The organism is Serratia sp. C2(1), from assembly GCF_036352655.1.
Taxonomy (GTDB): Bacteria; Pseudomonadota; Gammaproteobacteria; order Enterobacterales; family Enterobacteriaceae; genus Serratia; species Serratia inhibens.
This window is the reverse complement of the sequence record NZ_JAZFBA010000001.1, coordinates 353,757-369,080: the sequence shown is the minus strand read 5'-3', so window position 1 is coordinate 369,080 and position 15,324 is coordinate 353,757. Positions and strand designations below refer to the sequence as shown.

13 protein-coding genes are annotated in these 15,324 nt (G+C 58.6%); 5 read left to right on the top strand and 8 right to left on the bottom strand.

Translation table 11 applies throughout. From position 1 onward, the window contains the following. Positions 1–26 precede the first annotated feature (26 nt). Together V2S86_RS01730 and fes are read right to left on the bottom strand one after the other, a co-directional pair. Positions 27–233: an MbtH family protein gene (locus tag V2S86_RS01730; RefSeq protein WP_330760965.1), complete on the bottom strand. Its 207-nt coding sequence runs from the start codon at positions 231–233 to the stop codon at positions 27–29. After that, the gene (gene fes, locus V2S86_RS01725; RefSeq protein WP_330760964.1) at positions 208–1,581 is read right to left on the bottom strand and encodes an enterochelin esterase; all 1,374 of its coding nucleotides are present in this window, start codon (positions 1,579–1,581) and stop codon (positions 208–210) included. Before fes ends, V2S86_RS01730 begins: the two co-directional genes overlap by 26 nt. Positions 1,582–1,893: 312 nt before the next feature. Between fes and V2S86_RS01720 the strand changes: the two genes are divergently transcribed. Then, entirely contained in the window at positions 1,894–4,173 is a 2,280-nt protein-coding gene (locus V2S86_RS01720; protein WP_330760963.1) for a TonB-dependent siderophore receptor, read from the top strand. Positions 4,174–4,218: 45 nt separating this feature from the next. Here the strand turns inward: V2S86_RS01720 and V2S86_RS01715 are convergent, their stop codons facing one another. From V2S86_RS01715 to budA, 3 genes are all read right to left on the bottom strand, one after another. Next, on the bottom strand, positions 4,219–5,814 hold the full coding sequence (locus V2S86_RS01715; protein ID WP_330760962.1) for an ABC transporter substrate-binding protein: 1,596 nt from the start codon (positions 5,812–5,814) through the stop codon (positions 4,219–4,221). A 183-nt stretch (positions 5,815–5,997) separates the two neighbouring features. Then, entirely contained in the window at positions 5,998–7,683 is a 1,686-nt protein-coding gene (gene alsS, locus V2S86_RS01710; protein ID WP_330760961.1) for an acetolactate synthase AlsS, read from the bottom strand. 41 nt (positions 7,684–7,724) lie between these two features. Beyond that, positions 7,725–8,504, bottom strand: a complete 780-nt coding sequence (gene budA / locus V2S86_RS01705; protein WP_330760960.1) for an acetolactate decarboxylase — start codon at positions 8,502–8,504, stop codon at positions 7,725–7,727. A 382-nt stretch (positions 8,505–8,886) separates the two neighbouring features. On the opposite strand from budA, the gene V2S86_RS01700 reads away from it, so the two are divergent. After that, complete coding sequence (locus tag V2S86_RS01700; RefSeq protein WP_330760959.1) at positions 8,887–9,846, top strand: LysR family transcriptional regulator; 960 nt, start codon at positions 8,887–8,889, stop codon at positions 9,844–9,846. On the opposite strand, the gene eutC is transcribed toward V2S86_RS01700, so the two are convergent. Together eutC and V2S86_RS01690 are read right to left on the bottom strand one after the other, a co-directional pair. Next, positions 9,825–10,616 carry an ethanolamine ammonia-lyase subunit EutC gene (eutC, locus tag V2S86_RS01695; protein WP_330760958.1) on the bottom strand — a complete coding sequence of 264 codons (792 nt, stop codon included), beginning with the start codon at positions 10,614–10,616 and terminating at the stop codon, positions 9,825–9,827. The two genes, V2S86_RS01700 and eutC, sit on opposite strands and share 22 nt — an antisense overlap. Then, complete coding sequence (locus tag V2S86_RS01690; RefSeq protein ID WP_330760957.1) at positions 10,616–11,998, bottom strand: ethanolamine ammonia-lyase subunit EutB; 1,383 nt, start codon at positions 11,996–11,998, stop codon at positions 10,616–10,618. The genes eutC and V2S86_RS01690 overlap by 1 nt, the downstream gene beginning before the upstream one ends. Positions 11,999–12,211: 213 nt before the next feature. Here V2S86_RS01690 and V2S86_RS01685 point away from each other — a divergent pair, with 213 nt between their 5' ends. Next, on the top strand, positions 12,212–12,760 hold the full coding sequence (locus tag V2S86_RS01685) for a nucleotidyltransferase family protein (protein WP_330760956.1): 549 nt from the start codon (positions 12,212–12,214) through the stop codon (positions 12,758–12,760). Positions 12,761–12,819: 59 nt separating this feature from the next. Beyond that, a complete protein-coding gene (locus V2S86_RS01680) occupies positions 12,820–13,296 on the top strand; it encodes a FlxA-like family protein (RefSeq protein ID WP_330760955.1) in 477 nt (158 codons plus the stop codon). Here the strand turns inward: V2S86_RS01680 and V2S86_RS01675 are convergent, their stop codons facing one another. Next, entirely contained in the window at positions 13,297–14,217 is a 921-nt protein-coding gene (locus V2S86_RS01675) for a LysR family transcriptional regulator (RefSeq protein ID WP_330760954.1), read from the bottom strand. It lies immediately after the preceding gene. Positions 14,218–14,311: 94 nt separating this feature from the next. On the opposite strand from V2S86_RS01675, the gene V2S86_RS01670 reads away from it, so the two are divergent. Continuing rightward, positions 14,312–15,304 carry a bile acid:sodium symporter family protein gene (locus V2S86_RS01670; RefSeq protein ID WP_330760953.1) on the top strand — a complete coding sequence of 331 codons (993 nt, stop codon included), beginning with the start codon at positions 14,312–14,314 and terminating at the stop codon, positions 15,302–15,304. The last annotated feature ends 20 nt before the right edge of the window (positions 15,305–15,324 follow it).

Below are 15,324 nucleotides of genomic sequence, written 5' to 3'. Positions count from 1 at the left end.
GACTCCTGTTAACGGTAATGGCGCCATCACGCCTTACGCAGTGATGCGGGCCGCATATCCTGCCAATGCTGTTCCAGCCAGCTCACGCACAGCGAACGTGTCGCCGGGCCGAAAACCGGCGTCCACCCCGCCGGTACTGCGCTGAAATCAGGCCACAGGCTGTATTGCCGCTCATCGTTTTGCAGAATCAGGCAGATTTGGTGTTCATCATCGAACGGGTTCAGAGTTTCCATCACGGATTCCTTCGGCTTTGAAAGTTAGCTTGGCGAATGGCGCTGCGGGCTGATCCGCCCACAACGCCTGCAGCCCGTCGATCAACCCACCGCGCCAGCACAGGGCATCGTGCCCGCCTTCCACCACCCGGTATTGCACCTGATGGCCGGCATCACGCAACACACCCGCCATCCGGTCATTCACCCTGCGCGCCACCTGTTCGTGGGTGCCGGCTTCCATAAACACCTTCAATCCACCCTTGCGGCCAACGCCCTGTTCGGCCTGGCGCAGCAACCAACCGGCATCGGCCGGCACGGCAGATTGTTGGTACATGTCGCGACGCGGCCACCAGAAAGAGCCGGACTGAGCAATCACGCCGCCAAAACGCTGCGGCCAGTGAAGGCCGGCATACAGCGAGGAGAGCCCGCCGAAGCTCTGGCCACACACCAGCGTGCTTGCAGGGCTGCCGCTGTGCGGTGCCCATTCAGCCAATTGCGGCAGCAGCTCTTCCTGCACCGCCAGCCAAAAATCTTCATTGCAGGTCAACTCATGCGCACGCTGTTTTTGATCGATGGCGTCAATCAACAGATAAACCGCCTCCGGCAGTTTGCCTTCACGCGTCAGTTGCATCAGCGGATCCCAGACCGGCATGTTGCTCGACCAGAACTGGCCGTCCAGCAGCAGGGCCAGCGGCCGTTGCGCCGGGTTGCCGTCGCCGGTGGTGTAAACCCAAACGTTACGGGTATTGCCCAGCCGCGCACTGTGCCAGCTGTGGCGTTGCAGCCTGGCGGGCGGAGCCGGGGTACAGCGCCCGCAGGCCGACGCATAGCGATCGAAATCCTGCCAGGCCGGTTGCGGCAGCGCCGCCGGCATATGCAAGCCGGACAGGAGGTTACCGTTGGCACCGGGCCAGGAACGATAAGGGTTAAGCAGATCCTGGGTGGCGCTGGCAAACACCTGATGCCACCAGTGGCGAACCGAATGCATGTTGGCATGCGCGTCGTCATCACTGAGCGTCAGCGGTCTATCGTCCATGCAGGGTATAAAGCAGTAGCTGCCACGCCAGTCGGCGCTCAGCTCGGTTTGCCAATACCAGACGTCGGTGCCTGCCAGCCGTTGCAAGCTCTGTGGTGGTGACGCCTGATGATGATCGGTGAGGCAGTTGATGTGGATCCAGACGCGTTGATAGGCTGAAGTGAGCTCACATCCCTGAGGATCGCGCCATAAAAATGTGACCTTCCCTCGCCCATCGCCTTGCAGCTCCACCAGCGGCGTGCCGCGTTTGGCGATATTCAGCCACCATCCATGACGCCCGGCGTGCTTGCTCGATAATAATCTGCTGCTTTCTGACTCGGATTTTGTTTTCAAAACGCCTATTCACTTTTAGCTGGCAGCGGCAGAAACGCCGGCACATTCGCGGCGCGGGGCGCTGCCCAAAAAAACGGTAAACCGAATACTATTGATAATTATTTTCATTTGCAATAGTGTGTTAAGGCTCGTAAACAGAGCAGGTATTTTTCAACAGGGACGGATACCGCTTTTTAGCGCTGAATCCAATGCCGTTGCGTCTCGGCCTGTTGGATTTTTATTTCCGAAAACACAAAAACTACAACCGCCCTTCTCTCTACCGGAGGCCTGTCTTCGGTGCCCCGGGAAGGGCAGCAAGGTAGGAACACTCACATGAACCGCAAACTCTCAGGTTACTCCTTAGCCACACTCATCGGGTTAGGGTTAGGCGCGTCCGCCTTTGCGCACGCCGCACAGCAAACTGATACCACAGCAGAAACCGATACCGCCGCCAAAAGCAAAAAAGAAGCCGCCGAGGACACCATTGTCGTCACCGCAGCCAGGCAGAACCTGCAAGCGCCGGGGGTGTCCACCATCACCGCCGACGAAATCAAAAAACGCCCTCCGGCACGCGATATCAGCGAACTGATCCGCACCATGCCCGGCGTTAACCTGACCGGCAACTCCACCAGCGGCCAGCGCGGCAACAATCGTCAGATCGATATTCGCGGTATGGGCCCGGAAAATACCCTGATTCTGATCGACGGCATCCCGGCCAGCAGCCGCAACTCGGTGCGCCAGGGTTGGCGCGGCGAACGTGACAGCCGCGGCGATACCGCCTGGGTGCCGCCAGAGATGATCGAACGCATCGAAGTGCTGCGCGGCCCTGCGGCAGCGCGCTATGGCAACGGCGCCGCCGGCGGCGTGGTCAATATCATCACCAAGAAAAACACCAAAGATCTGCACGGCTCGCTGAACACCTATTTCAACGTGCCGCAGCATAAGCAGGAAGGCTCCACCAAACGCACCGACTTCAGTTTGTCCGGCCCGCTGAGCGACCAGTTAAGCTTCCGCCTGTTCGGCGGCTACAGCAAAACGCAGGCGGATGCCTGGGATATTAACGAATCGCACAAATCCGAACGCGCAGGCGCTTATGCCAGCAGCATTCCCTCCGGGCGCGAAGGGGTAGTCGACAAAAACATCGACGCCCTGCTGCACTGGGATTTCGCTCACCTGCAGTCGCTGGAGTTTGAATATTCCTATGGCCGCCAGGGCAACCTGTACGCCGGCGATACGCAAAACACCAACACCAACGCACTGGTGCAAAGCAACTACGGCGAGGAAACCAACCGCATCTACCGCGAAACCTTCGGCCTCACCCATCGCGGCGCCTGGGACAACGGCGTCGGCACCAACAATTACATTAGGTTCGAGCGCACGCGCAATACGCGTCTGAACGAAGGTTTGGCCGGCGGCACCGAAGGTATTTTCGACACCAAAAATGAAGGTTTCGGCACCACCAAGCTGGACGATTTTCTGGCGCACAGCGAAGTCAGCGTGCCGTTTGAATTGGGCGTCACGCAAACCGCCACGCTGGGCACCGAGTGGAACCAGCAGCGCATGAAGGATGGCACGTCAACCAGCCAAACGCTGATGGGCGGAACCATCCCTGGCACAGAGACCGGTACTCGCAGCCCTTACGCTTCGGCGAATATCTTCTCGCTGTTCGCCGAAGACAATATCGAGCTGACTGACAGCACCATGCTGACGCCCGGCCTGCGTTACGACCTGCACTCCGAAGCGGGCAACAACTGGAGTCCGGCGTTGAACCTGTCGCAGGAATTGGGCGACAACTTTACGCTGAAAATGGGCATCGCCCGCGCCTATAAAGCGCCGACGCTGTTCCAGACCAACCAAAACTATTTGTTGTACAGCAAGGGGCAAGGTTGTGCGGCCAGCGATACCAAAAATGGCTGCTATCTGCTCGGCAACGACGATCTGAAGGCGGAGAACAGCATCAACAAAGAGATCGGGCTGGAGTTCCATAATGAAGGCTGGCTGGCCGGGGTGACTTACTTCCGCAACGATTACCGCAACAAGATCGAGGCGGGCAACAGCAAAATCGCCACCAGCAGCACAGGTACGGCGGTTTATCAGTGGGAAAACGTGCCGAAAGCGGTCGTACAGGGCCTGGAGGGGACGCTGAACGTACCGGTCAGCGAGACCGTATCCTGGAGCAACAACGCCACCTACATGATCGAGAACAAGAACAAGAGCACCGGCGATTATCTGTCGGTGATCCCTAAATTCACCATCAACTCGACGCTGAGCTGGCAGGCGACCCAGGAACTGTCAATGCAATCGACCCTGACCTGGTACGGCCGTCAGAAGCCGAAAAAGTACAACTATCAGGGTAAACCGGCGACCGGCAGCGAAACCCGCGAGGTCAGCCCTTACGCCATCGTCGGTGCCAGCGCGACCTATGACGTCACCAAAAACGTCAGCGTCACCGCCGGTATCGACAACCTGTTCGACAAACGCCAGTTCCGCGCCGGCAACGCGCAAAACGTTGGCGATCCCAACACCGGCGCCATCAACATCGCCGGAGCGGGCGCTGCCACCTACAACGAACCGGGCCGTACTTACTACATGAGCATCAACACGCATTTCTGATGCCTGTCGAGAAAGATCGGGGGCTGCCACGCAGCCCCTTTTTTATTATTTCCCCAGCGATACCTGCTTGAAAATATGCTTGCCGAACGGATCGATTTCGTAGCCTTTCACTTCCTTGCGCACCGGCTCAAAAATGGTCGAGTGGGCGATCATCAACGCCGGCATCTGCTCATGCATCATCACCTGCGCCTGCTCATACAGCGCCACCCGCTTGGCATGATCGTTCTCTTCACGCGCCTGCAGGATCAACTTATCAAACGGCGGGTAGCACCATTTGGCCGAGTTTGAACCGCCGTTGGCCGAAACACAGGTAAACAACGGGCCGAAGAAGTTATCCGGATCGCCGTTGGCGGTGGTCCACCCCACCAACGCAGTCTGATGCTCGCCATTTTTGAGCCGCTGCAAGTACTCGCCCCATTCGAAAGTGACAATTTTAGCCTTCACGCCAATCTTCGCCCAATCAGACTGGATCATCTCCGCCATGCGTTTGGCGTTAGGGTTGTATGGCCGCTGTACCGGCATCGCCCACAGGTCAATCGCAAAACCCTGGCCCAAACCGGCTTCCTGCAGCAGTTGTCTGGCTTTTTCCGGCGCGTACGGGTAATCCTCAATCTTGTCGTTGCTGCCCCACTGGGTCGGCGGCAGCAGGTTCTTCGCCTGCTGGCCCGCGCCGTGGAACACCGCTTCGATAATCGCCGGTTTATTTACCGCCATCGCCAGCGCCTGGCGCACCTTGACGTTATCCAGCGGTTTTTTCTGGGTGTTAAATGCCAGGAAGCCGATATTCAACCCGGATTTCTCCATCACCCGAATGTTCGGATCCTGCCGCATCCGCACTAAATCCGCCGGGTTGGGGAATGGCATCACCTGGCATTCATTTTTTTGCAGTTTGGCATAGCGCACCGCAGCGTCCGGGGTTATCGAGAACACCAGGCGGTCAATCTTCGGTTTGCCCTCCCAATACTGGTCGAACGCCTTGTAGAGGATCTTCGCGTCTTTTTGGTACTGCATCAGTTGGAACGGCCCGGTGCCTATCGGGTCGTTATCGACCCGCTGCGGCGTGCCGGCCTTCAGCATCGCACCGGCATATTCCGCCGATAAAATGGTGGCGAAATACATGCCGAGATCGGCCACGAACGGCGCTTCGGCGCGCGAAAGCTCAAAGCGCACTGTGTTGTCGTCCACTTTGACAATCTTGTCGATCAGCGTGCCGAATTCCATGGATTCAAAATTGGTGTAAGCGCCGTTGGAGACCTTGTGATACGGATTATTGGCGTCTTTTTGCCGCATGAAGGAGAAGATCACGTCGTCGGCATTGAAGTCGCGGGTTGGCGTAAAGAACTTGTTACTCTGGAATTTCACGCCCTTGCGCAGATGGAAAGTGTACTGCTTGCCGTCCTCGCTCACTTCCCAGCTTTCCGCCAGGCTGGGTTGCAGCTCGACGGTGCCGGTTTTGAAATCCACCAGCCGGTTGTAGATCGTCGCAGAACTGGCGTCTACGGTAGGACCCGAGGTAAACAACTGCGGGTTGAATCCCTCCGGCGAGCTTTCGGAACAATAAACCAGCGTGCCGGCGTGTGCACCGCCCATCATCGCCAGAGCCAACAATCCCAGCGTCGTCGTTATTGCTTTTCTTTTCATCCTGCCATCCCCAGTGGTTATACCCGTCGCCTGGCCGTAACTCGACATTCAGAGGGTATAGAAAACGGACCCGACGGATACCAATAAATCATGCAGTTAGGGTTGTAAAGCACAAATTTCGAGCATAAAAAACGGGGTGCGCCGCAGAAGGCCGCTCCCCGTGGTTAACCGGCATAAATGAAATTAAATCATCTGGCTGAAGTTCATCTGCGCCATCAGTTTGTAGTTGTCGGCATAGTCGACCGGGATCGCCACCACCACCGGTCCCTCAATTTCCATCGCTTTACGCAGCATCGGCCGCAGGTCATCTACCGACTGCACGGCAAACCCCACCGCGCCGCAGGATTCCGCATAGGCTTTAAAATCGATCGGGCCAAATTCCACGCCGGATTTACGTCGGTACTTACTCACCTCCTGCATTTCCACCATGTTGTAGGCGTTATCCACCCAAATCACGTGCACGATGTTATTTTTCAGCCGCACCGCGGTTTCCAGCTCCATGCTCGACTGCATAAAACCGCCGTCGCCGGAGATAGACACCACTTTGTCCCCCGGGCGCACCAGCGCTGCGCCAATCGCCCACGGCAGCGCCACCCCCATGGTCTGCTGGCCGTTGGAGATCAGCAGTTGCCTTGCACGGAAGCTATAGAGATAGCGTGCGATCCAGATGTGAAAACTGCCCATATCCACGCACAGCGTGACGTCGTCGCTGACGATATCCTGCAGCTCTTTCACGATGCGCAGCGGATGGATCGGCATGCCCCCACGGCGTGCGGCGCGTTCGGCCAATTCGGTGCGTTGCCGCCCGAGATCGCTGAGGATCAGTTCAACCTCTGCCGGCACGCTCACCACACTGCTGAAGGCCTCGGTCATCATATCGAGGGTCGCGCTGATATTGCCCACCAGTTCCACGTCCGGACGGTAACAGGTATCGATATCCGCCGGCAACACGTCGATATGCACCAGCTTCAGTTTGCCCTGGCTGTTCCACATGCAGGGATCGTATTCGATCGGGCCGTAGCCGACGCTGACCACCAGATCGGCTTTCTGCAACAGTTGATCGGCCGGCTGGTTGTTGAACAACCCGACGCGGCCGGCAAACCTGGCGAAATGATTGACGTCGATCACCCCCGCCGCCTGATAGGTGCCCACCACCGGCATATGGGTGCGGTGCAGCAGATGACGCACCGCCTCGCTGTTTTCCGGGCGGCTGGCCTGCAAGCCAAGCAGCAGAACCGGGCACTTCGCCTGCTGGATCAAGGTTACCGCCGTGCGAATGTCATCGGCGGCCGCAGCCCCCATGCGTGGCAGGCGGCACCCCGCCAGCACCGGTGCGCTGACCGGTTCATTCACGATGTCCATCGGCAAGCTGATGAACGACGCCCCAGGCCGGCCGAACTCGGCATGGCGGAAGGCATTGGCGATCACTTCGGAAATCGCCACGCCGGCATGCACTTCGGCGCAATACTTGGTCACCGGCCGGAACATGCTGACGGTATCCATGCTCTGGTGGGTCTGTTTGAGGTTATCGGCGCGCTTCACCGCCCCGCCGATCGCTACCACCGCATCCCCTTCCGAGGTGGCGGTCGCCAGCCCGGTGATCAGGTTGGAACTGCCAGGCCCGGAGGTAACCAGCGCCACCCCCGCCTTGCCGGTCAGCCGCCCCACCGCCGCCGCCATAAACGCCGCGTTGGCCTCGTGCCGCACTACCACCGTGTCTATCGACGGCGCGTCCTCCAGCGAATCGAATACCCGGTCGATTTTCGCCCCCGGAATGCCGAACACGTATTTGACGCCCTGCGCCTCCAGATTTTTCACCACCAAATCTGCGCCACAGGCCCAGTTATTGTCTGTTTTTGCCTTGTTCATGGAACACACCTCCTGAAAATACACCAACGGCTGTCGCGGAATTAACCCTCGGCAGAACGAATCGCGCGGTCCAAATCCTCCGGACAGAGGTCGGCGCGCAGAAAATCCGCATCATGCGGCAATTGAAGATTGAGACGGGTGATCACGCCAAATTGCAGGCGACCCTGGTCAAGCTGGTAATCCAGCACATGGCCGCCGCCGCTGCGATCGTCGGTAACAAAGTGTTCGTGATAGCCGGCTACGCCGACTCCCTGCATGTAGTCCGGCGAACGAAAGCCAACCAGGGTTCCCTGCCGTTTGAGAAAGGCAAAGGTCGGTTGCTCCTCGATTGCCTCCAGCATCGGGCGATAGGGCCGCTCCTGACGCGGCACGGTGCGGGTTTCCACATGGCTGAATACGCCGTCGACGCGTACAGCGCAGAACAGGTTCGGCGAAGCCACCTGCTCATCGATGCACTGGTGCAATTGCGCTTTGGTGATAGGACGATCGAAACTTTGGGTCACGCTAGGTTGGAAAAAAGTGACTACGGCAAAAGGGGTTTTCTGATCATGGCTGGCCGGTCGCGCGCTGCCGTCGGCGCGCAACTGATGAATTTCATCATCAAAGGCGATCAATTCGCCATCAAGGTGGTTGAAGGTGCCCAGGCCAAAGTTGCCGTGTCGCAGCAAGTCGGCAATGGTCACGTCACCTTCGTAAACGCCGCTGATTAACGCGCTCATCAGCGAGATTTGATAGATTTCACCCTCCCCGGCACTCACCGACTGCCTGGCGAAACCCTGCACCAAATGGTGCGCACAGGAACAACCCTGCTTTTCGTTCATTACGTACTCCTCCACCAGCGCGGTGCGAAATGCCCCCGCGCGTTCAAAAATGCTCACCTGAAAAGTAAGCAAAGATGTCGCCGACGACGCGTTCAGTTGGAACGATTCAGCCAACGGCGACAAAAAAACCGGCACGGCAGGCCGGCGACGCCCAACCTCAACAACGGTTTAGATTCGCTAACCATTGTTGGCCGGCACGGCGTCAAATTGAACCTTTACTCTGGTGTTGAAGCAGCAATCACTGTCGCAGGCATATGGCGGTGCCTGGGAAAATGGGGTGGTTTTAAGGTCTAAAATCCGCTGAGTTTATCTGTTTTTCTCTTTGCGGCGGGATCTCGGTTCGCTCTTGTCGGCCGTCAGCCCCTAAAAAAGAGTAACCGTAATGCAGTGGGCAGAGAACCCGGTATTCATAAGAAACGCTTTTGCATATAATGCAAAGATGAATGACGCCCGCTATGTTGAACATCTGCCGATATTTCTCGAAGTGGCCCTGTTGGGCAGCTTCTCCGCCGCCGCCCGCAAGCTGGGCATGGTGCCCTCTTCGCTGGTTCGCCACATCGACGCACTGGAAAGCGCCCTTGGCACCACGCTGTTTATCCGCTCGACGCGCGGCCTGATGCTGACGGATGCCGGGGAGATGCTGAAGACACGGGCGGCGGCGCTGCTGTCGGACATTACCGATATCCGCGCCGAACTGGCCTCGCTAAGTGATATGCCGCAGGGAACGTTGCGTATCAGTTGCCTGCCGACCTTTGGCAAAACCTACATCCTGCCGCTGTTGCCGACGCTGGCTGAACGCTATCCGCAGCTGTTTGTCGATCTGGATCTGACCGAACGCCAGACCGATCCGACGCAGGAGTTATTGGACGCCGCCATCCGCATCGGCGAACAAAAAGACAGCGGACTGTATGCCAGCCGAATAGCCACGCAACGCTGGGTCATGTGCGCCAGCCCCGGCTATATCGCCCGCTATGGCCGCCCTGATGACCTGAACGCGCTGCCGGAACATCGGTTGATCGCCCGCTATAATAAACAGCAGCCCGCCTGCTGGACACAAATCCTCAGCGGACAACTGCTGAACCGTTGCCGTATGGTGCTGCGCTGCAATGACTTTACCGCCCAGCGCCAGGCGGCGCTGCTTGGGCTGGGGATCACCTTTTTACCCAACTGGGTAGTTGGCCCGGATATCCAGGCCGGTAGCCTGCAGCAAGTGCTCGAGGATCCGCGCCGGGAACAACAGGGCATCTATCTGTTGCGGCCGGTGGCCAAGATCTCCGCCCGCTTAAACGTCTTCACTACCCTGCTGCAGCAAAGTATCGGTCAGCCCCCCAGTTGGGAATGAAGCGGCAATACCCGGCCATACAACGCCGGGTTATCGCTTTCGTCCTTCAGTTCAATCCCGGTCAGACCCCGCTGAAACGCCTGTTCCAGCAGCCACGCCAGCTTGAACGCCGCCTGCGGATAATCCAGCCCTTCCGGGCGAACGTTGGAGATACAGTTGCGCTCCGACTCGCGCCGCCGGGTGTTCGGCCCCCAGGTCAGGTAAATGCCCAGGCTGTCCGGCGACGACAGACCCGGCCGCTCGCCAATCAATATCGCCACCGCTTTTGCCCGCAGACACTCGCCGATATCATCCCCCAGCGCCACCCGCGACTGATGCGCCAGCACCACGGGTGCCACGGAAAGCCCCAACAGATCGAGATAAGGCCGCAGCGCCTGCAACAGCGGTAATGCCTGACGGTGCACCGCCTTGGAAGACAGACCGTCCGCCACCACCAGCAGCAGATCGGCCGCCTTGTCCGGCAGGCCCAGCAGCAGACTGCGGCTGTCCGCCGCCAAACGACGCCCCAGATCCGGCCGGCTCAGGTAAGCGGTGCGATCAGCGGCCTGGCTGTGCACCGTCAAGGTTTGCCAGCCCCTCTCCTGCAACGCCCCGGCCAGCGTATCGCTGTCGAACGGCTGGTGTACCGCATCGCGCGCCTGCGCATGCGCCAAACCGAATTTAAGCAGCTCACCGGTGGGCAGGCTGGCGCCGGTGCGACCCAACGCGATACGCGCATCGGTAAAGGCGCGCAGCGCATCCCAGCTGTTGACGTGAACCGGTTTGCTCATCAATTCTCTCCCTGCAGCGCCAACAACAGCGGGTGATTGGCGGCGGTGTCACGCAGCCGCCCCAGATCGTCGGTGATATGCATTTTCACCAGCCAGTCGGCAAACTCCGGTGCGTGTTTGAGCCCCAGCAGTTCGCGGATATACAACGCGTCATGGAAGGAGGTGCTCTGATAATTGAGCATGATGTCGTCCGCTCCCGGCACGCCAATCAAAAAGGTTAATCCGGCGGTGGCCAACAGCGTCAGCAACGTGTCCATGTCATCCTGATCCGCCTCCGCATGATTGGTGTAGCACACGTCGCACCCCAGCGGCAGGCCGAGCAGCTTGCCGCAGAAGTGATCCTCCAGCCCGGCGCGAATAATCTGTTTACCGTCATACAGATACTCCGGGCCGATAAACCCGACCACGGTATTGATCAATAACGGGGAGAAATGGCGCGCCACTGCATAAGCACGCGCCTCGCAGGTTTGCTGATCGATGCCGTGATGCGCATTGGCCGACAGGCAACTGCCCTGCCCGGTTTCGAAATACATCACGTTATTGCCCAACGTGCCGCGATTGAGGCTCAGCGCCGCCTGCTGCGCTTCCGCCAGCAGCGCCAGATTAATGCCGAAACCGCTGTTGGCGGCCTCGGTGCCGGCGATCGACTGAAACACCAGATCCACCGGCGCACCGCGTTCCATCAGCCGCAGCGTATTGGTGACGTGCGTCAGCACGCAGGACTGCGTGGGAATGGCGAAACGCTGGATCACGTCATCCAGCATGTAATTGAGCTTTTCCAGCAGCGGCAGGCTGTCGCTGGCCGGGTTGATGCCGACCACCGCGTCCCCGCTGCCGTACAGCAGGCCATCGAGCATGCTGGCGGCGATGCCCTGCAGGCTGTCGGTCGGGTGATTAGGCTGCAAGCGCACGCTGATGCGGCCTGGCAGGCCGAGAGTATTGCGAAATCGCGTCACCACCCGGCACTTCTTCGCCACCAGGATCAGATCCTGATTGCGCATAAGCTTGCTCACCGCCGCCGCCATTTCTGGCGTAATCCCGGGGGCGACCTGCGCCAGCATTGCGCTGTCCGCCTGCTCGCTCAGCAACCAGTCGCGGAAATCCCCCACCGTCAGATGGGAGATCGGCGCGAAGGCCACGGCATCGTGGCTGTCGATAATCAGCCGCGTGACCTCATCTTCTTCGTAAGGCACCAGCAGCTGCTGCAAAAACGTTTTCAGCGGCACCTCCGCCAGCGCAATGCGCGCCGCCATGCGTTCTTCCGCGCTCTCCGCCGCCACCTCCGCCAGAAAATCGCCGGAACGGGCCGGTGACGCCTTTGCCATCAGTTGGCGTAAATCATTGAAACGGTAGCTGCGCCGGCTAAGCGTTGCCTGATACATAGCGCCCCCTGTTTTGCCCGAATTGATCATCTGAAGCTGCAAACCCTGTACCAAGTGTAGCCAGTCGACAGATGAATTTATTTTTTACCGGAAATCATGCGGTTAATGCCTTTTATCGCCAGGCTCCTGGCAGCCTGAGCCTGCACTAAAATCATGCATTGCATTCCGCCGGCGAGCGCTTCGGGTTACAGTAGCCGCAACAAAGGAGAGGTAATGAACCGGCAACAGCAAATTATCCAGTGGTTACAGCAAGATAACGAAAGAATGACGGCATTGCGCACCGTACGACGGCTCGGCCTGAATGACTGGTGCCTGGGCGCCGGATTTGTGCGCAACCTGGTGTGGGATCGGCTCCAGGGTTATGCCTCCCCGACGCCGCTCAACGATATAGACGTGATTCATTTTGATCCGCAACGGGCGGAAGCGGAGCGCGATCGGATGCTGGAGGCACGGCTGCAACAGTGGCTGCCGCAGCCGTGGTCGGTGAAAAATCAGGCCCGCATGCACCTGCGCAGCGGGCGGACGCCCTACCTCAACAGCGAGAACGCCATCAGTTTTTGGCCTGAGCTTGAAACGGCGGTTGGCGCACGTCTGAACGCCGATGACAGCATCCGGTTGGTAGCGCCTTTCGGTCTCGAACGGTTGTTCGATGGCACCATTACCTTCAATGCCAAAAACGGCGATGTCCACGCATTCGACCAACGGGTGGCCGACAAAGGCTGGCTGCAGCGCTGGCCACGGCTGCGGCAAGTTCGCGGGTAAAGTTTTACCCGCCGCTGCCGATACCCTGAGCAGAAACATCAAGACTCAGGGAGAGCACTATGTCCACCAGCATTACCATGATCGTGCCGGTAAAAAACACCGTACCCGGCGTCAGCAACGTCTTCAGTGCCCCCGGAAAACAGGGACAGGTACTGATGGCCAAGCCTGTCAATCAGCAGCCCGAAGGCGGTAAATCGAAAGAAACCGAAGGTGCCGGCGGCAGCGAACAGGTCAATATCTCGGACAGCAGCGCTTCGGCACGCATCAAGGCACTGACTAAACAGATCCAGGATCTGCAACAAAAACTGGTGGATCTCAAAGACTCGGGCGGCGATGCCAAAGAGATCGAAAAACAGAAACAGCTGATCCAGGCGCAGATCAAAATGCTGCAGGCCGAAATCGAACGCATTCAGAAAGAAGAAATGGAAAAGCAGCGACAGGAACAGATGGCGAAAGCCGCCTCCGGCAATACCCCGGTCAAGGGCGACGGCGTCAATCGCCCCACCGCGCTGAATGCCGTGGATGTCTATATCTGATCAATACCCCGTCTGTTGTCGGCGTTGCTGTTGCAGCAACGCCGCCTGCTGCCCAACGACCTGCCAAATGACCTCAGCCGCCGGCGTCAACGAGCGGTTTTTACGCCGCACCAGCATCAGCGCACGATTAATTTCAGGCACCAGCCGACACACTTTCAATTGCCCACCTTCCGGTAGCGGTAACGCCAGCGCCGGGAAAATGCTGATGCCTATACCCGCCGCCACCATCGGAAACAGCGTCGCCGGGTGACCGATTTCCTGCACCACCGACGCTTCCACTCCCTGCTGGCGCAGAGCGCTGTCAATCAACGGTCGGCTGCCCGAAGCATAATCCTGCAACACTAAACGGCTGCCGTTCAGGGCCGACCAGTGCACCTCGGGCAGCGCGGCGAACGGGTGATCGCGGCGGCACAACAGCAGGAAGGGTTCATGCAGAATCGGCTCGCAGTCCAAATCCACCGCCTGGACCGGATCCACCACGATGCCAAAATCCACTTCGGCATTACGGATGCTGTGCAACACCTGCTGTTGCGCCTGATCACGCAGCATGATGCGAATATCCGGATATTGCTGTTCCCCGGCGGCGATGCATTGCGGCATCAGGTGGGCGGAGATGGTCTGGCTGGACGCCACGCGCACCGTGCCGCTGCGCTGCACGCCAAAGCTGCGCGCATCCAGCAGCGAGGTTTGCAGTTCATCCAGCAGGCGTTCAACGCGATTGGCCAGCCGCTGCCCGGCGTCGGTCAGCACTACTTCGCGCGTGGTGCGGTCCAGCAGGCGCACGCCAATCTCCGCTTCCAATTCTTTCACGCTGTGGCTGACCGCCGACTGGGTCAGGCCAATAGCCTCCCCGGCCCTACTGAAGCTGCGGTGCCGGGCAATGGCGACAAAAACTCTGAGCTGTTTGATGGAATAATTCATGTGTTTATTTCATATATAAATTAAATAAATCAATTTAATTATTATATCCCGCAGAGCCACAATAAGCGCATCATTTTTATTCGAGTACGCCACCATGAGATTCTTGCCCGATCGCTTTACCCTGACGCTGATCGCCACCGTATTGCTGGCTTCTTTCCTGCCTGCGCGGGGCGAATTTGTCGGCTGGCTAAACGTGCTGACCATCGCCGCCATCGCCTTGCTGTTTTTTATGCACGGCGCCAAGCTGTCGCGCGAGGCCATTTTGGCCGGCAGCAACAACTGGCGGCTGCATCTGTGGGTAATGTTCAGCACCTTTATCATTTTTCCGGCGCTCGGCGTACTGTTTAAATGGTGGTCGCCGATCGACGTTAGCCCCGAGCTGTATTCCGGCTTTATCTATCTATGCATTCTGCCCGCCACCGTGCAATCGGCCATCGCCTTTACCTCGCTGGCGGGGGGCAACGTCGCCGCCGCGGTATGCAGCGCGTCGGCCTCAAGCCTGCTGGGGATCTTCGTTTCACCGCTGTTGGTCGGGCTGCTGATGAACGTCCACGGTGAAACCGGCAGCCTGCAACAGGTCGGATCTATTGTGCTGCAGCTGTTGGTGCCGTTCGTCGCCGGCCATTTGTCGCGGCCGCTGATCGGCAAGTGGATCGAACGCAACCGCAAGCTTATCGGTAAAACCGACCAGACTTCGATTCTGCTGGTGGTCTATGCCGCCTTCAGCGAGGCGGTTACGCACGGTATCTGGCATCAGGTGGGCATGGGTTCGCTGGTGTTTATCGTGGTGGGCAGCATCGTCTTGCTGACGATCGTGCTGGTGGTGAACACTTACATGGCGCGCTGGATGGGCTTTAGCAAAGCCGACGAAATCACCATCGTGTTCTGCGGCTCGAAGAAAAGCCTGGCAAACGGCATCCCGATGGCCAATATCCTGTTCCCGGCGTCAACCGTGGGGATTATGGTATTGCCGCTGATGGTGTTCCATCAGGTGCAATTGATGACCTGCGCGGTGCTGGCGAGACGCTATCAAAAGAAACAACAGGAAAAACAGTCTGTTATTAACGCAGAGCCGTCGCGGGGATAAGCAAAACGGGCTTTCGCCCG